The sequence below is a fragment of the Dyadobacter chenhuakuii genome (assembly GCF_023821985.2).
GTDB classification, from domain to species: Bacteria; Bacteroidota; Bacteroidia; order Cytophagales; family Spirosomataceae; genus Dyadobacter; species Dyadobacter chenhuakuii.
Genome location: NZ_CP098805.1, coordinates 3,561,907 through 3,583,524, shown reverse-complemented (window position 1 = coordinate 3,583,524; position 21,618 = coordinate 3,561,907). Strand labels below are relative to the sequence as shown.

Genomic DNA, 21,618 nt, shown 5'->3' with positions numbered 1-21,618 from the left:
CTTTTAAAATCTCATCAGCATTGTAATCAATCATCTGCTCAATAGTCAGCTCCTTTAAGAAAGCCGTATATTCAGCACTACTGAACATTTTTATTCCAATTATGGTACGCGGACTTTTCTTAATAAGGTTATGATTCTTCGAAAGTTTACTTTTAAGCCTGGGTATTGAAACAAAAAGTCCGATAGATATAGATATAAACAGAAATAAGATTGTAATGATTATAAGCCATATACCTGCCTGAATGCATTTGGTTGAACTTTGTCAAAACTTATATACGAAATTCCAGACAAGATTGAATTGATTGTCATCATCACTCCATTCAATGTTCCTGTCCATTGATATAACCCAAATTTCTTTTCCAAGATATCCTGAGAAAACAAAGTCTATCGCTAAAAGATGTATTACTTCTTGATATATCGTCCATATTACCTGCATTTGATTTAATTATTTGTTAGTTGGAATATCAGGAAACACAATGATAGAGCCTAGTTGTTCACGTATTGCTAGCCTACACTGCTTTTTGTAAATTTCATCAGGATTTTGCATTAGATATCTTACAGCAAAAAATAAATCAGAAGTACGAATAAGACCAATATTTTCCCTCTTTGCACCACTTTTGCATTTTTCGGTAAAATCGAGCTTCCTGTCATTAACATCCACTAAACGTTGAGCATTGCCAAAGATTAGACCCAAGGCTTTCTCAGAGACATCATCTCTTTCAAAATCTTCTGACAGAGAATCGGTAAGCTGTCTAAATTTAGATACATCTATATCTTTACTATCCTTTCCTTCACATTCGCCAATAAATCTATCGCTTTCTGGCGAAACTATGACTGCATCTAGTTCGAGTGTGCCATTGTCAAAATTCTCGGCAGAATATCCGAGTATATAAAGAGCAGTCAGGACAGCCTTCTCAAGTGGCTTTCCTGTTTCGTATAATAGATCTTTTATTCTGGTTTCTTCTTCAATCTTTTCTGAAAACTCAGTATTTGCTTTGCTTAATTTCTCTATTTTTTGATTGTTATTATATATTTTAGTTTTTAGTGCCGCTTCAATTTTTAGATTGTAGCCATCATTATGTACCCAGTCAGGGCGTAATGATTTTTCTTGGTTAGTTAGAATCTTGTCGTCTAACTCAATTATAAAATTGAAAAACATTTTTCCTAATCTTAGCGCATCCTGGGTCCAGACCTCTTTTTTATTTTTGATCTCTACTAAATCTTCAAAATCAATGTTTGGTAAGAATATAAAATTTCCCTTTCCCGTGGGAAGAATGCCCGAAACAATTTCGCGACCATTTTTAGTCAGTAGAAAAGGTGTAATGCTGCTGTGCTTTATATAGCATTGAAAGTTTGAGACTGAGCTAAACATTCTAGGATATGCCGCAAACATACTATTTGCCATTTTGAAATGACTTCCGTGAGCGTTTATAAATTGCAAGCCACTCAAGTTTATAAATCTATAATTGTCAAATTCGTCAACATATTCTGTCCTTCTTGCATTTCTACCAGTTCCTGAATATGCGTGTTCCCCAGTCTTTATATAAAACTGATATAATTCTTTGACCACTATGAATACATTCTTCCCAGATTCTACAAATGCTGTCAATTCATCTCGCCAATATTTAGTTTCTTCTCTAACAGAATTCGAACTATTATGATCTAAACTATCCTTGCCGCGATATTCACCCGTTACGCCAGAATATGAATCGAATGTTTGAAAAATTACTATATCACACTCATCCAGCGTTGGCCTTGATAAAAAAAACTTTCGTTCCTTTGAGTATCCTGGAATATTAAGATTGACGATTGTTACTTGTTTCACGAATTTGCTGATTGAACTTTTCGGTACATTTGCTAATAGTTGCTTTAATTAATTACATCTGGTTCCGTTATCTATATAATAATTGACATTATTTGGAAATTAGAGAATTGATTTCCGCCCGCAAAACCGACAAATGCCTCACTACAATCCCCCAAATTACATCATCTGAAACCGAATCATAACCATGAATAATCCGATTGCGGGTGTCGACGAGTTTACGAGAGTTTGTGATTTGAATGGTGTCATCTTTCTTGATGATCCGGTTCATTGCCTCACTGATAATTTCAATGTTCCTTTCGACGGCTCGTTTTGTGCGTAAGTCGGCTTGGTAATTTGCAAATAGCATTGGCCGATCAGCGAAGAAGCTGTCGATTTCTGAGATTGCATTGAGGATATCGTAGAGCCAGGATTTGATCTCAATGTCCATACACAAGCTGCTTCTTTTGATTTACGTTTTGCAAGAAATAGGGATTTTTGATCGCCTTTTCTTCAAGCAGGTCAACTTGACGTTGGAAAATATCTTGTAAGGAAAATTTGAAATCAAAGTAATTGTCGGCGTACTCTTCGACATCCATAGGAGTAAAGTCAACGATCAGATCAATGTCGCTTTTGCTGTCGAAGTGATCTGTAAGAACAGAACCAAATGCATATAAGCTCTTTACCTTGTGAATTTCACAAAGTTTAATTATATCAGCTTTGTGTCGTTTAAGTTGTTTCATCTACCTAATTGATTTCTAGCAAGTAAGTAATTTATTCAATTAATAGTGTTATTACGTCTCCCAAGGCTTGATTTTCACAATCTCATCACCCCTCATCACGACAAGCTCAGTATTCTTTTGCTTTTTAAATGCGATGACGTTCTCATGGGTTTTTTTAAGCCCTAAAATTATCTTTTCCTTTAATTCCTTTTGCTTGTTAATTGTGCTCATAATAATATCTAAGTTTATTGTATTTTTCCCTGTCAATGATCTCCCAATCGGTATTAATTTCCTTATGCGCGATCAATTCTTCTTTTTCGAAAGAATTGTCGACAATAAATGCGTGATCGACGATTGGCAAGTATATATCGAACAGGTTTTTGATGCCTTTACGATATCTTCGTTTAATTACGTCGGGCTCAATATTATGTCCTCCTTCTGAGACTCTCATTTTTACACGCTCTTCTGCTAGTTGAACATTTTTAAGCCAAAAGAAGATCAATGTCGTTGAAAATCCTTTGCTTTTTGCTTCAAAGATCTTTTGTTTATAACTCCTTGTCGATAGTGTTGTTTCAAATGCAAAGCTTTCACCACCATTAAGTAGCTCGTTGACCCTATTGAGCATTATTCTTCCAGCCTCCAGAGCAACCTTTTCTGGCTGAAACGGAGAAACGCCCTTTGCGATTTCATCAGCATTTACAAATTCCTTACATTCTAAAATCTCAGGCAATATTGAAAATGAGGCGGCCGTTTTTCCGGCTCCGTTGCAGCCAGCAATTATATAAAGATACTTTTCGGTCATTTTAGTTCTTAGGACGTTATGATGGCCATTGCCATTAAAAATTATTCCCCCCAATCAACCGCTCCAATCGCCCCATCATCTCATCCTTCTCTTTCAATATCCGCTCGTACAACGCAATCTTCTCTTCATGAAGCTGAATGAGTTTGTCAATAGGATGAAATGTTGGGTTATTATTGACAGCATTCAACATTGAGCTATCATTAAACGTATTCGCAATTATATTCACAGCCTGCTCCTCATCATAATTCCTTATCGCCTCGACAGGCATCTTTAATATTGCAGAGACCTGCTCTAAAATGTCGGAATCGATCCTTTCTTTTTGTTCGAGTAAGGAAACCTTTTGCTGGTTCCAATCGCTGCCGAGTTCCATGGCGAGGACGTCTTGTTTCATTCCGAGCATTTCGCGGAAGCGTTTCAGATTGCGGCCTTCGTGGATCTTGGGGTTGGGTGTAGTATGTGTCATGCGGGAAGGTGGTTGGTTAAAAAGGCAATTTAGATAAATCTATCGGGAAGTTTCCGAGTATTTTACAAGCATTTCGGCGTACGATACGGGCTGGATGCATGGCATTAGGTTAGCCGGAATTCCGTGATTTGCCACAACACAAACGGGAAGCCGCAAAGCGCGGCGCTCATCACACATTAAAAACATAAAAATGGAAACAAAAACGCACTCTAGCGAGTCGCCCGACGCAAAATGGATTGCCTATGGAAAAGCAGTAAGCGACCTCCTCAGCAGCAGCACCGCCGAAAGCTGGAACCGTGAGCTCTGGACCATGTTCAGCGGCTTCATGCTGGCCCAAAATGAAATGGGCCGTGCGGAGAATTTGAGTAATACGTTCTTTTCGTTTAAGGAATTGCTGGAATTTTTTGAGAAGGTGGAGGGGATTAGGGCGGGGTGAATAATTTTTCTTTCTGAAAAATTAAATTTAAGTAACTTGTTGGTTAGTAATGAGTAACGTATTGCTATCACTATACCAAATACATGTTATGAGAATTGCAATTTTATTTCTGGGGTCGATTCTGACTTATTTTCCGGCACTTGCCCAAACACACGCTCCAAGCTGGGAATTTGGTATTCAAGCCGAGTATGGACGGGATTATTATCACAAAGAAGCTGCACCTATGGGCTCTTATGAGGGTTCGGACATTGATTTTTCTTCAAGCCGCTCTTGGGGTGCGGGGTTCTATTTTGAGCGATCTTTGAATCCACGGTGGTCTTTACTGGGCCAAGTGGGTTATGCGCAAAAGAAGGTGCATCCGCAGCTTTTTCATGAGTACAATCAAACTGCATCGCAACATTTGTTACGCGAAGTGCATCATAGGAGTGCCGTTGACGCTGGTTTACGACTGTATCCCAATCCCCATTCCAAGATCCTCTTGTTCGTGGATGGAAAGTTGGGTGCAAATGTTTTTATGTCTGTTGTCCAGCATGAACGCACCCAGGGCAGAATCGTTCGCGGCAATGTCTTCGGCTTCCAACGCGTCGCACCCGTCGCATCTGCTTCATTGGGAATTAAATGGTCACGGCTAACCGTCTCCGCAGAATATCGGGATGATTTGACGGTGTCAAAACGGATCGGTGGAATGAGTGAGGTTTCGGGGAGGGGTGTCTTTGGGAAGGTGGGTTTTGCTTTGTTTAGGGGTGGAATGTAGTGATAAACCATTCGTTCATTCACTTACGCCGGAAGGAAAGTCTGGATGCTTTTATTCGAGAAATAGGATTACATAGCATAAGCTGTTTCATCCTACTTAATCCAATCCCTCGAATGTTATGAAATCGATAACCTTTGTTTTCCTTTTAACCATTTGCACTTCACTACAAACCCAGGCACAGGCACGTTGGGAATTAGGCATTCAGTTAGAGTATGGAAGAGATTGGTACGATCGGGAATATTACAACTGGGTAGAACGTCCTAGCGGCTACATCGAAAACTTTCCCTCATATTATTCACGTGGGGCTGGCTTTCACGCAGAACGCGTTATCAATCCGCAGTTCTCCGCTCTGGCACAAATCAGCTATTTTCAAAAGAAAATGCATGTTGATATGTTTGATGAAGCGAGCGGGACGCATGGAGGTTGGATAACAAAAGAAATGCATCACCGTGGAGCAATTGACGCCGGGGTTCGATGGTATGTTAATCCAAAATCAAAAATAAGGCTTTTTGTAGATGGAAAATTAGGAGCCAATATGTTCATCGCCGCTGTGCAGCGAGGAACAAGTCTTGACGACATTGTAAACCACGACGCTTTCGGTTACGATCGAATCACTCCTTTTGCAACCGGAACAATAGGAGCGAAATGGCAAAGGCTGAGTGTTTCAGTGGAATATCGGCAGGACTTAGCTGCCGCGAAACGAGCAAGGACCGGAACGGGGATAACAAGTAGGGGTGTTGTTGGGAAGGTGGCTTTTGTGTTGTTTCGGGCTGGTAATTAGTAGCTACCTACTTCCGAAAGAAAACTAGCAAATCGTAACTAACCCTGTCAGCCTGATTTCTATGATAAAACCAAGTGATCTTGATAGGTTGCTTGGTTTTTTATTAGGGCAAATATGATGTGGACGATTTTGTTTCTGACTGCATTGAGCACGGACATTTTATTTTTGCCTTCTGCTACTTTTCTTTGGTAGTAATCTCTTAATTTGTTGTCGAACCTGATGGCGCTCATTGCGGCCATATGCAGGATACTCTTTACACTTTTGTCCGCATAAGCAGAGACCCTGGGCTGTCGCCTAACCGATGTTCCAGACTGGTGGTCAAAGGGTACGATTCCACAATAACATGCCATTTTCCTGGGCTCGGTAATCGTTTTGAAGCCTTCGGTTTTAGCTATCATTGTCCAGCAAGTTATCGGGCCAACGCCTGGCACAGACTGTATTTGTTTAGCCTGCTCTTTTAGCGATTCGTCAGACTTGATAATCTTTTCGATCTCGCACTCCAGCGCTTCGATCTGTTCTTGGATGGACTTGATCAAACCCTGGTTCATCTTAGCCAGTTGCTTTTCAAGACCAATTGTATTCATTAATTTATAATCAGCTTGCTGGGCAAGCAGCTGCCTTTTTATTTTAATGCGGCTGGTCCGTTCAGTGAGTAACACTTTCATTTTCTGAATGTTGGTTGCCACTGGCTTCCAGGTCGAACATTCGTCCTGGTTCTTTTGGATGAACTTGCAGATCCTTTCAGCATCTACCTTATCATTTTTTCCTCTGATCAGACCCATGCTCTTTTTTAAATGCAGAGCTGAGATCACATACACCTCAAAATTGAATTTGGGCAAAACTTCGTAGAGTTGCCAGTTGTAACGTCCAGTGTTTTCCATAGCTACAACTACTTCTTCCTTGGCCAGTTTCTTGAAAAAACCATTGATTGCTTTTACATCATTAGCAATCGTAACAAAACTGGTTTTCCCTTCTTTTTGCAGGCAGATATCAAGAGTTTTACTGCTGATATCAATGCCAATAATGATCTTTTTCATAAATTGGTCTTGGAAAAAGTGAAATGAGAAATTCATCAATTGACTCAACTCCTTGATAATGGGCTCTAAGCCCGAATTTCTATATGAGCAGTTGATGATGGGGAGGTAAAGTCTAAATCAGGCTGTGAGTTACGAGCTCAGAGCGTATGTCATAGTTTACTTTACTTCCCTTCTCATTTTATTAATTTACCTACACCAATCTTAATTCCCTAATACATTGCTAATCTAAAGGAGCGGAGCCGAAGGCACGCTACTCCTTGGCAACGTGCCTTCGACTCCGCTCAGGCTGACAGGGTTAGTTAACATTGCACCTAGCATGCATTTGGCAGTGTTAATAGCATCTATCACTTAGCCTCCTTCAAAGCCAGCGTCGTCAAATAATACTTCGCAATCATATTCGGAACCTCCCATCTCGGCAGCTGCCCGGCTTTCAAATACTCCATATACTTATTAGCAACCTGCGCGAAATGCGCTTCGTGGCCGTTGTCATATTTTGCAGGGATGGATAGTTCCCAGCCGGCGGCGTTCTTTTTCAGCTCGATACCGGGGTATTTGCCCTGCACTTTTTTGAAGCTTTCGGCTACGGCGTCTTCGTAGGCTTTGGATTTATCGATGGTTTCAATGTAAAGGACTGGTTTGTATTTCTGGTCCTTGCCCTGGCGGACGATGAGGTTGGCTTTTGAGCCTTTCATGATCGAGTAGTGCGTGTCGCCGGTGCCTTCGGGGGCTTGGAAGTTCCAGAGTACTGATACTTTTGCGTGCACACCTTTCACTGTGTAATTCATTGCGCCATTCGCGTAAACGCTTAATGTTGTGTCTTTTACGTCTTTGCTCAGGAAGTCGGGGAAGCTATCGCTTTTGGTTACGAGCTTGAATTGAGATTTGGTGAGTTTCGTCGCGGTGCGTTTTGCGGAGAGGAGTTTAATGTCCTTTTTGTAGTCCAATTCAGTATTTGGGAAACAGCTCCATTGTACGAGATCTACCAAGTGCGTGGTGACGTCAACCATTCCTTCGCCTTGTTGTTTTACATCGAAAAACCAGGTCGGGCGCACGAGCGGTTCGCCCGAAATGTATTTGAAAAAATGGTGCACACTTTCCTTGGCAACGGCTGGGTTTTCCGCTGTTCCTTTTTGCAGTTCTCCGAAAATGTCGGGCATATTGGCCAGTTCGCGCTGTAATGCGTTGGTGATCTCATAACGCTCGGTCATGATGTCGTAAAGGAGCACTTTGTTCTTTTCTGCACTTGCAAATGCTTCTTTTAGTTTTTCAAAACCAGCCGCGTCGATGGCCATGGGCTTGTCCGCAAGCACATTTAGTCCCGCATCTACGGATTGCTTGATATAATCGGTCTTCTTCTGGTTATTTCCAGCCAGTATGACCACATTTCCCTTCTTTTCCGAAAGCATTTTTTCAAGAAAATCAGAACCCGTGTACACTTCCTCTTTCCAGCGGGTCGGGTCTTTTGGGCTTGCATTGTATTTCTCCACTTTATCCAGATACGCCTTCACATCCGGGCCTTCCGACGAATACACATGCACGACCGAATCGACATCCGGATACATGGATTTCTGAACCAAAGCAGCATGAAAATGCCCCGGTTCAACCACAATAAGGCTCAATGGTTTTTTGGTTGTCTCGTCTTTGGCTTCTTCTTTTTTCGTATCACATCCCTGATTTAATGCCATTGCGCTCATGAAAGCGATTGTCAAGAGTTTGTTTCTCATGTTGGTGGATTGAGGTAATAATGCAAGATAGGCCCAAAAATAATGTTACGCCTGACTGTAAGACGAAATTTCTTTCAGCTTCCCTGAACTGGCTTTATCAATAAACAAAATCGCATTGGGATGCTTGCGGAGGATTGTGGATGGATATTCTTCCTGAATTTCTTCGGCAACAGTGTGGTAAATGGCCTGCGCTTTTTTCTCACCCGGGACCATCGCAAAAGCCCATTTGGCCTTCATTAATGTTGGGATTGTTAATGTCAATGCCATTTGCGGCACTTCATCAAATGTATCAAAACAAGCATCATTCACTTGCTGCTGACGACAAGCCTGGTCCAGATCAACCTGTTTTACAATCAGCGGATCATCAAAAAACGCCACATGCGGATCATTAAATGCCAAATGTCCATTCTCTCCAATGCCCAGGCAAACAATGTCAATCGGATTCTCTTCCAATAGCAGCGCATAACGGTCGCACTCGGCCTCTATATTTTCAGCATTGCCATTCAGATAGTTAACCGATTTCAACGGCACAAAATCAAACAACTTGACTTTCAGGAAATTTCCGAAATTCTGGGGGGCATCGTCCGGCAGGCCTACATATTCGTCCATGTGAAAAGCATTAATTTTCTCCCACGTAATGCCCTTTTCTTCTTTCAATGCTGCCAGAAACTCATTTTGGGACGGTGCAGAAGCAAATATGATATTGACCGAATCTTTGGTTTGTTGCAATTCACGGATTTTATCAGCCACCATGTTGGCCGCATTGAGTCCCATTTCCTGTCTGGTGTCGAAAATTTTTATTTCCAAATCGTCAACCTTCATAATTTGTGTTCGTTAAAATTGCTTGTCGTATATAACCCTGCCACTTACTATTGTCTTTTGGATGTTGATATCACTGTCGAAAATCACGATATCCGCATCTTTGCCAGCCACCAATGTGCCTTTTTTGTGATCCACGCCCATGATTCGAGCAGGCGTGGCCGTCATCATCCGCACCGAATCAAGTAGCGAAACATCGGCCATTTGCACCATATTTCTGACCAGTCGGTCCGTCGTGGATACGCTTCCTGCGAACGAGGTGCGGTCGGGTAATTTGGCGACGCCGTCTTCAACGATCACTTTCAGGCCGTTTTTCAGGGAGCCTAATGTGCTTTCGCCCTCAGGCATTCCGGCGGCGCGCATGGCGTCGGTGATCAGTGCAATGCGGTCGGGACCTTTTATTTTGTATATCAATTTCAAAAGCGGTGCGGGCAAATGCACGCCGTCGGCAATGATCTCCACGTCCATATCGAGCAAAAAAGCGCTTTCAATGGTGCCCGCATAACGAAACGCATTCTTGCGTGTCACGCCGGACATGGCTGAATATAAGTGCGTTGCCAGCGTGTAACCGTTTTCATAAGCATCCAGCACTTCCTCATAAATAGCATCCGTATGCGCTACGGCTGCCAGAATGCCTTTTTGTTTTAATCTTTTGCCAAAATCAATGGCTCCGGGAAGCTCCGGCGCAGCGCTCCAACGCGTGATCGACGAGGAGTAAGCCAGCACTTCTTCATATTCCTTGGGGTCGGGATTGCGGATGTATCGCGGGTCCTGCGCACCGCGCTGACTTAATGCGAAATATGGCCCTTCCAGATGCATTCCGAGAAATTGCGCACCTTTCAAGTTCGTCGCATTGGCCTCTTCGTAATTGTCCAGCGTTTGCATCAGATCTTCTTTTTCACTGGTTAATGTCGTGGGAACCAGCGCTGTGGTTCCGTATTTGGCATGGGTTTCGGCAATGCGTAAAAAGGCATGCACGGTCCCATCCATAAAATCATAACCGCCGCCGCCGTGAATGTGCAGGTCAATGAAGCCCGGCGCAATGTAATTTCCTCCCGCATCAACGGTCTCCGCATCCGGAAAATCGACATTTCCTTCTTGTATGCCCAGTATCACACCATCTTCAACCAGCAATGTTCCGTTCCGGATGTAGCGGAATGGCGTGATAATGTGGCCGTTTGTTATTTTCAATTTCATAAGCAATGTGTTATTTCCTGTCAGGAGATTTTAAAATCCCCATCTCCTCAGCTTATGCCCTTTCACTGCATAAAAAACGAGATACAAATAGCAGGGCAGCAGCACCCAGTAAGCCTGATGCACATCCAGCATATCTGCAAAATAGCCGTAAAAAAGGGGCATAATGGCGTTTCCGCACAGTCCCATGATCATAATGGAAGCGCCGAGCTTGGTAAATCTTCCCAGATCATCCAGCGCCAGCGGCCATATTCCTGCCCAAACGAGTGAATTTGCCAATCCCAGCAGCACCACAAACCAGATGGAAATGTCCGCCGTATGCCCCAGGAATACCAATTCACCTTTGGCAAAAATGATCAGCAGCGTAAAAATGGTCCCCAGCAATGTGCAAATTCGAAGCGCCGTAACCTGACTAATGTATTTCGGAATGACGGTGATCCCGATCAGATATCCGCAAATGGTGCAAAAAAGCGTGTAAGAAGGGAAAACCTTTGCTTCCAGCAGATCAATGCCCATTGAATTGGCATAACCAATAATGGTGTCAATGGCGATCACCTGCGTTCCCACGTGCAAAAAGATCGCTAATGCGCCCAGAATGAGGTGTGGAAACTGAAAAATACTTGTTTTACCCGCATTCGCAGTGGCCAAATGTTCGCTTTCATGCTCGGTGTCAATCTCTGGCAAAGGTGATTTGTAAACTAAAAAACCAAGAATGAAAAGAAAACTTCCCAGCCCAATGTAAGGATTAATGACCCGCCGGATCAGCTCGTCCAATGCGGCACTTCGTTCAATGTCAGTCATCGAGCTCAGCTGCTGGAACATCGCCGTGTCGGTAGGACGGAGGATGACGGCTGCAAAAACGATGGGAGACAAAATCCCGGCCGCTTTATTGCAAATCCCCATGATGCTGATCCGCTGCGCTGCCCGTTCTTTTGCTCCGAGAATGGTAATGTAGGGATTAGCAGCCGTTTGTAAAATAGCTAGCCCAATGCCAATCGTAAACAATCCCAGCAGAAATATCTCGTAAGTCCGCGACATAGCCGCAGGCACAAAAATGAATGCGCCCAAAGCCATCGCCCAAAATCCAAACATCATTCCCTTCTTAAAACCCACCGCCCGCAGCAGATAGGAAGAAGGGACTGACATCACGAAATAGGCAATGTAAAAAGCAAAAGCGACGAGGTAAGCCTGAAAACTAGTCAGTTCGCAAGCGATTTTGAAATACGGAATAAGGATGGAATTCACCCAGGAAACAAACCCAAAGATGAAAAACATCAGCCCGATCAGAAAGATCGAGATCATTGTTTCCCGCTTCGTCAGGTTCTCTACCTTTATTGCTACGGAGGCGCTGCTCATGTGTTCGTTGGCGTTAGGCCCTGGACTGAGGTCCCGGGGTAATAAAATCTTGATCTTCTGATGGGAACCCTTTCTATTCTCCTTGATTTTGATCTTTTAAACCCCAGATTGAAATCTGGGGCTAGTTATGCTTCTCCCCTGACGGGGATTATTGCCATTATCCCTGTCAGGGGATTTTTATTTGTTGCCCCAGATTTTAATCTGGGGGCTTAATAATCTCAGATTTTGTTCTAGGATCTTAAATAGTTGGTTCCCAGCCTTTTTGGTATTCTCTTTTCCAAAGCTTTTCGGCTTCTTTGTTATTTTTAATGTGGCCGTTTGTGGAATCTATATGTAATGTGCCTTCGGAGCGGTAGGCAATGTTGCCGAGTTGCGCGAGCAATGTGCTTTGGTGGCCGCCAACAATTTCGGAAGCCAGTGGTGTCCCTTTTTTAATGGCATCAAAGAAGTTCTGAATGTGCAATGCATCCAGTCCCTGCGACGGGTTCATCTTATTTCTCGGATCAATTACAAAGTCATTTTTAACTTCCTTAATTACTTTGTTATCCAGCCCGTAAATGGTGTAAGTGTTGCCTTCCCCAATTTGCAATGAGCCCGTTTCTCCATAGAAAATCACTCCAACGCTGCTGCCTTCGTTGGTTCGGCCATTGCAGCTTCTGCCTTCCCACGACATCGCAGTGTTATTGTCAAATTGAAGGTTAATAATCTGCGTATCAGGTGTTTCCCAGTCATCCTTGTAACGATAACGTCCGCCTGAGGATGTTACGCGATTAGGATACTCAACCTGTAATCCCCAGCGCATCAAATCCAGCATATGGGTGCCGTTGTTAAGCGCTTCGCCGGTTCCCCAGTTCCAAAGCCAGTGCCAGTTGTAATGGATCAGATTATCCTTATAAGCGCGCCGCGGCGCAGGGCCTTGCCATAACTCATAATCCAGCCACGACGGCACGGCAGTTTCTTTTCCTACGCCAATGGACGCTCTGTTATTCGTATACCAACCCTTTACAAAATACGGACGGCCAATCGCACCGCTATGCACTTCCTTAATCGCAGCCATCACATTCGGCCACGAACGGCGTTGGTTGCCCATTTGAATCACATTCTTGTATTTTTTTGCGGCCTTAATCAGCATTTCACCTTCGTGGGGATTGTGGCTGCAAGGTTTTTCGAGGTAAACATGCTTTCCTGCTTTGGAAGCCAGGATAGCCGCAGGCGCATGCCAATGGTCGGGAGCAGCAATCACCAATGCGTCCATATTCTTATTTTCCAGTGCTTTCCGAAAGTCAGGCGTGTTCGCAGGCTTTGATTTTTGAATGTCGTTAACCGTATTAATGCACTTTTCTGCGGCTCTCGAATCGACATCCGAAATTGAAACAACCTCACAGTTTGGCTGCAATGCATAGTTGGAAGCAAGCGCCAGTCCACGACTGTTTACGCCCATAACGCCCACGCGAACTTTTTCATTTGCGCCAATGATCTTCGCATAACTTTTTGGGCTGAAACCCGGCAGAATGCCACCCACGGTCAGTAATGCGCTCCCTGCGAGTGTTTTCTTCAAAAAATCTCTTCTTTCGTTAGGAATATTTTTCATATCGTATGGATGATTAAGGGATTTGGCGGAATTACTTAGCAGACTTCCGGGCTTTATTCAGCACACTTTCCAACATAACGCTTTTTCCCCCCTGGCGCTTGCTTTCATCCGCAGCTTCCATAAATGCGAAAATTTCAATGGTTTCCTGAGGTGTAACAGGCATTTCACCCGTTTTGAAATACTTAATAATGTCCACCAAAAGTGGCTCATAACCTGCATATGGGCCTAAAACCTTATTGCCGTCTTCTGTAAAAACCGTCCCGCCGTAGTCGTGTTTGCCGGTCCGCGTTCCCCGGAATGTGCCGGTGCGGCCATCGCTCCATATGCCTACGACAATGTCCGTGTTAGGCGTGCCTACACGTGTGACGCTTTTACAGCCCGTTCCCATGACGGTGTAAAGCGTTTCAACACCATGAACGCCATACCAGAAAAAGTCAGGGTGTGTTTTTTCCAAAACCGCAGGGCTGTAAGTGTCAGCGCCCAAAACCTTGGCTTTGTCTATATTTTCAAGTCCTTTGATATAACGTAGGGAAGAAGCCGAGAAAACAGGGATCTTGTATTTTTCAGCAGCATTATAAATCGCAATAGTGTCTGATAATGAACCTGCTACTGGTTTGTCGATGAACATTCTTTTGCCAGCTTTGAAAACTTCCAATGCTTGTTCCAGGTGCAACCGGCCATCATTGGTTTCCAGAAGGATCACATCCGTTTCTGCGAGTAATTCCTGGATCGAGCCAGTGATTTTGACACCGAGCTTTTTCACTTCTTCAATGTAACCCGGGATGCGTTTGGTGCTGGATTCAATGTCCTTACTTCCTTGCGGATAGGCTGCTGTGACCTTGTAACCGTCATAAACCGGGTCCGGCGTGGCAGCATTTAGTGCCTTTGTAAATGCAATGCTGTGAGAGGTGTCCAGGCCGATAATGCCCACCCGTTTTCCATCAGCCGGCCTGGCAATGGCAGGTAAATATTCCAGTAATCCGAGTCCCGCACCGGTCGCGACGGATTTGAGAATGAAGTTTCTTCTGCTCAAATGCATATACTTATTATAAAGTGTTTAGGAATAGTCAGTCCGAAAAAGTCATTTCGGGCACGTACCCGTAAATATACAAACATATTTTTATTAACAACTTACTGTGCAATTTGATTATAAATTATTTTGAACAAGTAAGAAAAAGAAAGGTTTTATACTGCATTTGGCTGAATAGCGATCAATTCTGATAAAATGCCTGGTTCTCTTTTGTAATGATATCAATCGGCATGAAATGCATTTTTTCAACAGGCGCGCCGAGCACCAAAGTTTGGTATAAGGCCATTAATCCCCGGTAACCCTGCTCCTCAGGTTTGTGGCAGATCAGAAAATCAATCAGCCCTTCATTCAAAAAGCGAATGTTCTCCTTAAGGAAATCATAGCCAATTAAAGAAATGTCTTTTCGATTGTCTTTTTCTAGAAAGGAAGCCACGGCGGAAACGCGTGAATTGGTTACAAAAATAGCCTCAATATGCTCGTGCGTGTGCAGCATGCGTTTCAGATCTCTTGTCACGGAAAGGTTATCTGTATCCTTAATGTCCATCCGAATGATCTCACCGGGCAAGTTATGATCTTTAAAATATGACCTGAAACCCTCTTCGATCTGCAAATAATTGTAAGTATCCGTGTCTTTCGAAATATTGACAACCAGCACTTTATGATTTTCCTTTAAGCGATAAGTCAGCAATTTGGCCCCTACATAGCCACTTTGGAATAAATGAGGGCCGATATAGGTCAGGTTATCCTGATCCGGAATGTCGGAATCGATGAAGGCAAACGGGATTTTCAGTTTGGTACATTCAGCGGCAAACTCACGCGCTTCCTCTACAAAGGAAGGAGCAAGCAAAACACCATGAAAAGTGCCCGCCAAAATTAATTTCGTCTGTTCGTTGAAAGAATTATGGTCATTTAAATCAAAAAGAAATGTGCTCACCTGAACGCCATATTTCTTGATTTCCTGCTGCGCCCGGACGGTCCCTTTAAGTGGCGCCTCCCAGAAGTCTGTCTCGGCAGAAACCTTAGGAAGCAGCACAGCCAGGGAAATGATCTTGCGTGACGCCAGCCGGCTTGCTAATATATTAGGTTGATAATCAAGTTCTTTAATGATCTCATTGATCTTCTTTTTGGTTTTTTCAGAAACGCCGGTGCGGTTGTGAATGACCCTGTCTACTGTTGCAATCGAAACATTGGCCCGCCGCGCGATTTCCTTCACGCCGAAATAAGTATTGTCTTTCTCCATCCGGGAAGTTAACTATTGGTAGATGTGCAAAGAAGTTTTATTTCAAAAAATCTACCTGTTGATTAAGTATTATTGCTTTCGCCTGTTGTTTGTTTGATTTTAATATCTTTATTTTGTCTATCAAGTAAGTAGATTATACTTTCAAGGTCGCATTCAGGATAGATGTTATTGAACCCTGATACCCTATGAGACAGCTCAGGTCCGACTTGCCGGAATTTTCGGTGGTTGTCAATTCATGCCGGTCGTCTGTGCTGTCGTAGGGTATCAGGGCAAAGATAGCCGCCGATTTTCAAGTATTCCAGCGGTTGCAATGTCTTTTGGAGTATATCAAATATAGGAGTAAATAATGAAAAACGTTATTGCACTGTTTTGCTGCTTGCTAGTTTTATTCCCGGGAGCGCATTCACAAGCCCAGACACCAGCTACAAAAACAGTTCGTCCAAATATCATTTTCATCCTCGCCGATGACCTGGGTTATGGCGACGTCGGGTTTAACGGACAAAAATTCATCCGAACCCCGAACATTGACCGGCTGGCCCGAGAAGGGATGATTTTTAATCAATTTTATGCAGGAACTTCCGTCTGCGCACCTTCCCGATCTTCCTTGTTGACCGGCCAGCATACCGGGCATACCTATATCAGAGGAAATAAATCCGTTTTACCCGAAGGACAGCAGCCCATCGCCGATTCCGTACTGACGGTTGCTGAAATTTTGCAAAAAGCCGGTTACGTCACCGGTGCATTTGGTAAATGGGGGCTCGGGCCGGTCGGCTCTGAGGGAGATCCTAACAAACAGGGTTTTAATCAGTTCTACGGCTACAATTGCCAAAGCCTGGCGCATCGCTACTACCCGGACCATCTTTGGGACAATGCTAAAAAAGTTGTTCTTGAGGCAAACAAAGATCTGCTATATAATAAGGAATACGCACCCGATCTGATCCAGAAAAAGGCATTGGATTTTATGGATACCAGAGATGGTAAACAGCCGTTTTTCCTGTTCTTGCCATATATTCTGCCTCACGCAGAACTGATTGTGCCCGACGACAGTATTTTTCAATCATATAAAGGCAAGTTTGAAGAGAAATTTTACCGTGGAGCAGATTATGGCTCCAATGCAAAAAGTGGCGGGTATACGTCTCAGGAATTCCCCCGCGCCACATTAGCTGCCATGGTCACGCGTCTGGATCTTTATGTGGGGCAGGTTTTGGATAAATTAAAAGAAAAAGGACTGGATAAGAATACGCTTGTCATATTTACGAGCGACAATGGTCCGCATGTAGAAGGCGGTGCTGACCCCAAATTTTTCAGGAGCAGTGGCGGTTTCCGGGGTGTAAAGCGTGATTTGTACGAGGGTGGGGTTAGGGAGCCGTTCGCCGCACGCTGGCCGGGCGTAATCAAACCGGGATCGAAAAGTGATTTTATAGGCGCATTCTGGGACATTCTGCCCACATTCACCGAACTCGCCCAGGCACAAACGCCGCGAAACATTGACGGCATTTCCTTCACAGATGCACTAAAAGGCAAGCCTACCCAGAAAAAGCACGATTATTTATATTGGGAATTCCACGAGCAAGGCGGCAGGCAGGCTGTGAGGCAAGGAAACTGGAAAGCCATCAGGTTAAAAGCTGCCGGGAACCCGGATGCATTGGTGGAACTCTACGACCTCTCCAAAGATCCAGGTGAAACCACAAACCTAACCCCTCAATTCCCCGAAAAAGCAAAAGAGCTAGGCCAGATCATGAACAAAGCACACGTGTCATCTGCATTATTCCCGTTTGGGAGCCTGGTGACGAATGAATGACAAGCTGAGCATTATTCAATGCCGTTTTCATTACGCTAAATAAATTCAGGGAACGTAAGTCACTTGCAGGACCCAGCCTTGGGAGCCGTCGGCGTTGGAGCGTTGCCAGCCAACGGATACGGGTAAATGTTTCAGAAAATAGATGCCGACGCCTGTGGAAAGCTGCCCCTTGGAATGCGAGCCGGAAAGCCAGTCGGCGAGTAAATGTATTTTTTCATACCAAATGCCGGCGTCAAGTCCCAGCTGCACACCCTCGATCGGGCCTTCACCCAGGTAGCCATTGTTTGCCAGATAGCCGCCCGCCGCTAATTTATAATGGTCATCTGCAAGCGATGCCGCAAGATTGGTATATGTAAAATAAACCAAATGCTTCTTATGGGCAAGATTTGTCCCGATCAATCCCCCAATTCCGATTCCCAGCACTTTGTTAATCTTAAATAACTTCTGCGTATTGACGAGAAGCAAAGGCGCATAAGGCTCAACTACACTGGAATCGTTGCGGACAAAGTGATGTGAAGCCCGTTCATAATTTACATTAAACACATTGACCCCCACTTCCCAAAATTTCCCAAGCCCGTAAGTTGCAGTGGTTGTGGAATTAATAACGTCCTGGATTTCAAATTGCTGCTGAAAACTAAGCTTATTCTTTTCCGTAATCTCAGACGAGGAAACATTAAAAATAGTAAGCTGCGCAAAAGAGCTCGTCGCTGAAAAAATTAGTGCAAAGAAGAAGTAGTAAATCGTTTTTATCATGTGGATAGGATAAATATTCTTAACAGGAATAAAAAATCCTTGCCAGTATACGTCTAAAATGACTTTTTCCTCAAATCAGCCCCAGCCCAGCTGCAAGCTTAATAAGCGAGGCTGTGTTGGAAACTTCGAATTTCATTAGCAGATTTTGGCGGTGGCTGTTTACGGTGGTTACGCTGATGAAGAGTTTGTCGGCGATTTGGGGGTTGGTGAGACCTTCGGCGATGAGGAGAAGGACCTCTTTTTCGCGGCGGGTCAGGAATGGGATTGTTTTGGGCGTTGGTGTTGCTGCGGCCTGATCGAAATTGACATTCATAAAATACCCACCGGCTTGCACTTGCTGAATCGCTTCCAGGATTTCTTCCTTGCTCGAACTTTTAATGAGATATCCCGAAGCCCCGTTCTGGATCATGCGCGAAACGTAAGCGCGTTCACTAAATGTGCTCAACGCAAGCGTTTTTACTTCCGGGAATTGATCCTTAACCTTCTTACAAAGCTCAATACCGCTGATATCGGGCAGGTTAATGTCCAGAAAAGCGATATCCACTTCGTTGGATTTCAGAAATGCAATGGCGTCGATGGCATTAGAGGCGGTGCCTACGACCGATATCCCCTCGCTTTCAGATAAAAGGGATTTCAGGCCTTCCAACACCATTGGGTGGTCATCTACAATCAGGATTTTGGTGCTCATAAGTTGAGGTAAATTTGGGTTACGTTCTTTTTGCTAAAAGCACTTTATACTTCAATTTCTACCAGCACCGACGTGCCTTCTTCGGGCTTGGATTGAATGTCGAGCTTACCATTGAGATAATCCACCCTTGCCTGTACATTCCTGAATCCAGCGCCTTTGCTGGTTTCCAGGCTCTTGACATCAAAACCTTTACCATTATCTTCCACGGTAAGGCTTACATTGCTGCCTATCCTGGTAAGCTGCACCTGCGCTTCGGTTGCTTCGGCGTATTTCAGAACGTTGTTCAAAAGCTCCTGTACGACGCGGTAGAGCACGATTTCGATGGATGAATCGAGACGCTCTCCGAAGCCGAAGTCCTGCATTGTTACTTTTAACTGTCCGGATGCGCTGATCCCTTCGCAGAAATCGCTGAGGGCTTCGATCAGGCCAAACCTGACCAGCGTTTCGGGCATCATGCTGTGTGCTACGCGGCGCATTTCGCTGATGGCGCCATCCAGTTGTGTGATTGCCCGGGTAAAGGTCATAGCGCTTTCCTCGGGAAGAATTACATTTCCTTTCACGGAATTTAAAGTTAATTTAATACCAGATAATAATCCGCCGAGACCGTCGTGCAAGTCCCTGGCTACGCGGGTGCGTTCCTCTTCCTGGCCCTTCAAAATCGAGTTTGTGGCTACCAGCTGTTTTTCCTGTTGTAATTGTAAAACCTCCTGCTCAGCGATCCGCTTGCGGATCGCAATGTTCCTGTAAATCAAAACTGCTATAATGATGAATGCGATAAATCCTCCTATGAGGCTGTAGATTAGTGTGTTGCGGGTTTGTTTTTCCTTTTCTAATGTTACGATCTGCTTTTCTTTTTGGGCCGTCAGATACTTTGTGTCCAGTTCCTGTAATTGTTTTTGCACGTCAAGACCCTGGATTGCATCATTCATGAGGTTGTATTTCATCAGATAATCATAGGCGCCTTTGTAGTTGTTTTCCCGCGCCAGATCGGTTGCGTAATCCTCGTACAGCTCCACCAAATGGTCTGTCATTTCATTAGCTTCTGCAATTTTGAGGGCCTCCCGGGTGTATTTGGCGGATAGGGCAGTGTCATTATAATCCTCTGCAACGAACATTAGCGCTCGCAGGCACTCCATTTCCAGAAACACATTGCCCGTTTTTCTGGCGAGGGCCAATCCTTTTTCTCCATATTCCCGGGCAATGTCCAACTTTTTCAGCCCCCGGTTCACCCGGCAAAGCCCGCCGTAAGCTTGCACGATGAAAATGTCCGATTTGATTTTTTGAGCCACCGCAAGGCCCTCGGTATAAACTGCCAAACCTTCTTTGTAGCGCTTTAAATTGAAATAGTTGCCGCCAAGATTGGTCAGGATGTCGGCCAGTTGCAGGCTGTCCTTCATTGGACGGGCGAGCTGCAATGCTTTTTGTTTGTATACCAATGATTTATTGAAAAGATTGGCGTGTTCAAATGCGGAGCCGATGCTGATGTAAAGTCTGGGTAAAAATTCCTTCATTCCCAGCTTTTCAAACTGATCCGCTGAGCGTTGGTAATATTTAATAGCTTCGGTAAAATTGCCCATATAGACGTAACTGGTGGCAATATTGGCCAGACTTTTACCAATGTTCACCTGATGTTTCATGTCTGTTGCAATTTTCAGGCTCTCCTTATTCAATTTAAGTCCTTGCTCAAACTTGCCTTGCAGGTTCAGTATATAAGTGTAGTTGGAGCGGAATTTGAATTTCCCAATGTTATAATCCAGCTTTTGACTTAATGCTTCTGCTTTGAGATAATATTTGCCTGCGCTGTCGATGTTCTGGTTTTCGAGCAGATTGCCATATTCAATGTAAGCCAGCACGCGGTTTGTATCCTCCTTACTCTCCCTGATCTTCTTTAAAATCGAATTTGCATCACCGCTTTGCGCGCTAACATGACCATAAATAAGAATGAGTAAAGCCGTCGTAAAAACTGATTTCATCGATCGTGGAGGAGTTTTGACTTGAAAATTACGGGTGTAAAATTCCTAAATAAAACCTTTCAATAATATCCTCTAAAAGCATGATTTTTCGAAAATCCTACTTTCAGAGGATTGATTGGCGGGCTTGCACCGATCTACCTTTGTCGGGTCAAAAAGGACATTTTATGACATTTATTTATTCAAACATTAATTAAAACAGCCATGAAAAAGATTTTCCTGATTTTATTCCTGAGTACATTATTTTTTGCCTGCCAAAAGGACAAAGACAAAGATCCGGCACCCGAACTGGCCGCGCAGGTTGCGGGCTCGTATAAAGTTACCGAGTTAAATGTAGACGGGGTTAAAAAGCCCTTGAATGGAGCAGTAATAACGGTTCAGCTCGACAAGTTCTCTGCCGAAGTGGTAACTGCAAAAATGAAAGCCAAGATTGACGGCGTTTCTGAGCCCGATGAGGATCTGGGAACATTAAATCTTAAAAATTCCGGAAGCACGGGAATTGACATTTACGAGGGCTCCGAAAAAGTGGGCAGTGTAAAGTCCAATAAGCTGAACATTTTTGTAGTTTTTGAAAATCAGGAAATTGAAATGATCGCTGACAAGCAATAGTGCCCCCCATCATTTAGTATAGCCATGAAATAAAAGTGCGGCACAGA

The 21,618-nt window shown here is 43.9% G+C and carries 22 protein-coding genes; 5 read left to right on the top strand and 17 right to left on the bottom strand.

Going from position 1 to position 21,618, the window contains the following annotated elements; all coding sequences use genetic code 11:
* Nucleotides 1-445: 445 nt before the first annotated feature.
* From NFI80_RS14790 to NFI80_RS14765, 6 genes are all read right to left on the bottom strand, one after another.
* Nucleotides 446-1,825 carry a hypothetical protein gene (locus tag NFI80_RS14790; protein ID WP_235166444.1) on the bottom strand — a complete coding sequence of 460 codons (1,380 nt, stop codon included), beginning with the start codon at nt 1,823-1,825 and terminating at the stop codon, nt 446-448.
* A gap of 88 nt (nt 1,826-1,913) precedes the next feature.
* Complete coding sequence (locus tag NFI80_RS14785; protein ID WP_235166445.1) at nt 1,914-2,252, bottom strand: HepT-like ribonuclease domain-containing protein; 339 nt, start codon at nt 2,250-2,252, stop codon at nt 1,914-1,916.
* Entirely contained in the window at nt 2,242-2,544 is a 303-nt protein-coding gene (locus NFI80_RS14780) for a nucleotidyltransferase family protein (RefSeq protein ID WP_235166446.1), read from the bottom strand. Before NFI80_RS14780 ends, NFI80_RS14785 begins: the two co-directional genes overlap by 11 nt.
* A gap of 51 nt (nt 2,545-2,595) precedes the next feature.
* Nucleotides 2,596-2,754, bottom strand: a complete 159-nt coding sequence (locus NFI80_RS14775) for a hypothetical protein (RefSeq protein ID WP_235166447.1) — start codon at nt 2,752-2,754, stop codon at nt 2,596-2,598.
* Nucleotides 2,741-3,325, bottom strand: coding sequence for an ATPase (locus NFI80_RS14770; RefSeq protein WP_235166448.1), 585 nt, complete (start codon nt 3,323-3,325; stop codon nt 2,741-2,743). Before NFI80_RS14770 ends, NFI80_RS14775 begins: the two co-directional genes overlap by 14 nt.
* Nucleotides 3,326-3,359: 34 nt before the next feature.
* Nucleotides 3,360-3,788, bottom strand: a complete 429-nt coding sequence (locus NFI80_RS14765) for a helix-turn-helix domain-containing protein (RefSeq protein ID WP_235166449.1) — start codon at nt 3,786-3,788, stop codon at nt 3,360-3,362.
* 190 nt (nt 3,789-3,978) lie between these two features.
* Here NFI80_RS14765 and NFI80_RS14760 point away from each other — a divergent pair, with 190 nt between their 5' ends.
* The 3 genes from NFI80_RS14760 to NFI80_RS14750 all read left to right on the top strand — a co-directional run bounded on the left by NFI80_RS14760 (nt 3,979) and on the right by NFI80_RS14750 (nt 5,759).
* Nucleotides 3,979-4,224, top strand: coding sequence for a hypothetical protein (locus NFI80_RS14760; protein ID WP_235166450.1), 246 nt, complete (start codon nt 3,979-3,981; stop codon nt 4,222-4,224).
* A gap of 88 nt (nt 4,225-4,312) precedes the next feature.
* Nucleotides 4,313-4,978, top strand: a complete 666-nt coding sequence (locus tag NFI80_RS14755; protein ID WP_235166451.1) for a hypothetical protein — start codon at nt 4,313-4,315, stop codon at nt 4,976-4,978.
* 118 nt (nt 4,979-5,096) lie between these two features.
* Nucleotides 5,097-5,759 (top strand): hypothetical protein, encoded by a 663-nt coding sequence (locus NFI80_RS14750; protein ID WP_235166452.1) that lies wholly within the window; start codon nt 5,097-5,099, stop codon nt 5,757-5,759.
* Between the two features lie 59 nt (nt 5,760-5,818).
* Here the strand turns inward: NFI80_RS14750 and NFI80_RS14745 are convergent, their stop codons facing one another.
* From NFI80_RS14745 to NFI80_RS14710, 8 genes are all read right to left on the bottom strand, one after another.
* Nucleotides 5,819-6,796 (bottom strand): IS110 family RNA-guided transposase, encoded by a 978-nt coding sequence (locus tag NFI80_RS14745; protein ID WP_235166484.1) that lies wholly within the window; start codon nt 6,794-6,796, stop codon nt 5,819-5,821.
* Between the two features lie 344 nt (nt 6,797-7,140).
* Nucleotides 7,141-8,520, bottom strand: a complete 1,380-nt coding sequence (locus tag NFI80_RS14740; RefSeq protein WP_235162571.1) for a putative oxidoreductase C-terminal domain-containing protein — start codon at nt 8,518-8,520, stop codon at nt 7,141-7,143.
* 45 nt (nt 8,521-8,565) lie between these two features.
* Nucleotides 8,566-9,342: a glucosamine-6-phosphate deaminase gene (locus NFI80_RS14735; protein WP_235162572.1), complete on the bottom strand. Its 777-nt coding sequence runs from the start codon at nt 9,340-9,342 to the stop codon at nt 8,566-8,568.
* A gap of 12 nt (nt 9,343-9,354) precedes the next feature.
* Entirely contained in the window at nt 9,355-10,536 is a 1,182-nt protein-coding gene (gene nagA, locus NFI80_RS14730) for an N-acetylglucosamine-6-phosphate deacetylase (RefSeq protein ID WP_235162573.1), read from the bottom strand.
* Nucleotides 10,537-10,566: 30 nt separating this feature from the next.
* Complete coding sequence (locus NFI80_RS14725; RefSeq protein ID WP_235162574.1) at nt 10,567-11,889, bottom strand: sugar MFS transporter; 1,323 nt, start codon at nt 11,887-11,889, stop codon at nt 10,567-10,569.
* Between the two features lie 238 nt (nt 11,890-12,127).
* Nucleotides 12,128-13,480: a Gfo/Idh/MocA family protein gene (locus tag NFI80_RS14720; RefSeq protein ID WP_235162575.1), complete on the bottom strand. Its 1,353-nt coding sequence runs from the start codon at nt 13,478-13,480 to the stop codon at nt 12,128-12,130.
* A 31-nt stretch (nt 13,481-13,511) separates the two neighbouring features.
* Nucleotides 13,512-14,519: a Gfo/Idh/MocA family protein gene (locus NFI80_RS14715; RefSeq protein ID WP_235162576.1), complete on the bottom strand. Its 1,008-nt coding sequence runs from the start codon at nt 14,517-14,519 to the stop codon at nt 13,512-13,514.
* A gap of 172 nt (nt 14,520-14,691) precedes the next feature.
* Complete coding sequence (locus tag NFI80_RS14710) at nt 14,692-15,750, bottom strand: LacI family DNA-binding transcriptional regulator (RefSeq protein WP_235162577.1); 1,059 nt, start codon at nt 15,748-15,750, stop codon at nt 14,692-14,694.
* Nucleotides 15,751-16,096: 346 nt separating this feature from the next.
* Between NFI80_RS14710 and NFI80_RS14705 the strand changes: the two genes are divergently transcribed.
* The gene (locus NFI80_RS14705) at nt 16,097-17,551 is read left to right on the top strand and encodes an arylsulfatase (protein WP_235162578.1); all 1,455 of its coding nucleotides are present in this window, start codon (nt 16,097-16,099) and stop codon (nt 17,549-17,551) included.
* A gap of 45 nt (nt 17,552-17,596) precedes the next feature.
* Here NFI80_RS14705 and NFI80_RS14700 read toward each other — a convergent pair whose 3' ends face one another.
* The 3 genes from NFI80_RS14700 to NFI80_RS14690 form a co-directional block, all read right to left on the bottom strand.
* On the bottom strand, nt 17,597-18,304 hold the full coding sequence (locus tag NFI80_RS14700; protein WP_235157197.1) for a hypothetical protein: 708 nt from the start codon (nt 18,302-18,304) through the stop codon (nt 17,597-17,599).
* 70 nt (nt 18,305-18,374) lie between these two features.
* Nucleotides 18,375-18,992 carry a response regulator gene (locus NFI80_RS14695; protein ID WP_026630505.1) on the bottom strand — a complete coding sequence of 206 codons (618 nt, stop codon included), beginning with the start codon at nt 18,990-18,992 and terminating at the stop codon, nt 18,375-18,377.
* Between the two features lie 44 nt (nt 18,993-19,036).
* The gene (locus NFI80_RS14690; RefSeq protein WP_235162579.1) at nt 19,037-20,965 is read right to left on the bottom strand and encodes a tetratricopeptide repeat-containing sensor histidine kinase; all 1,929 of its coding nucleotides are present in this window, start codon (nt 20,963-20,965) and stop codon (nt 19,037-19,039) included.
* Between the two features lie 201 nt (nt 20,966-21,166).
* On the opposite strand from NFI80_RS14690, the gene NFI80_RS14685 reads away from it, so the two are divergent.
* Complete coding sequence (locus NFI80_RS14685; RefSeq protein ID WP_235162580.1) at nt 21,167-21,571, top strand: hypothetical protein; 405 nt, start codon at nt 21,167-21,169, stop codon at nt 21,569-21,571.
* Nucleotides 21,572-21,618 lie beyond the last annotated feature (47 nt).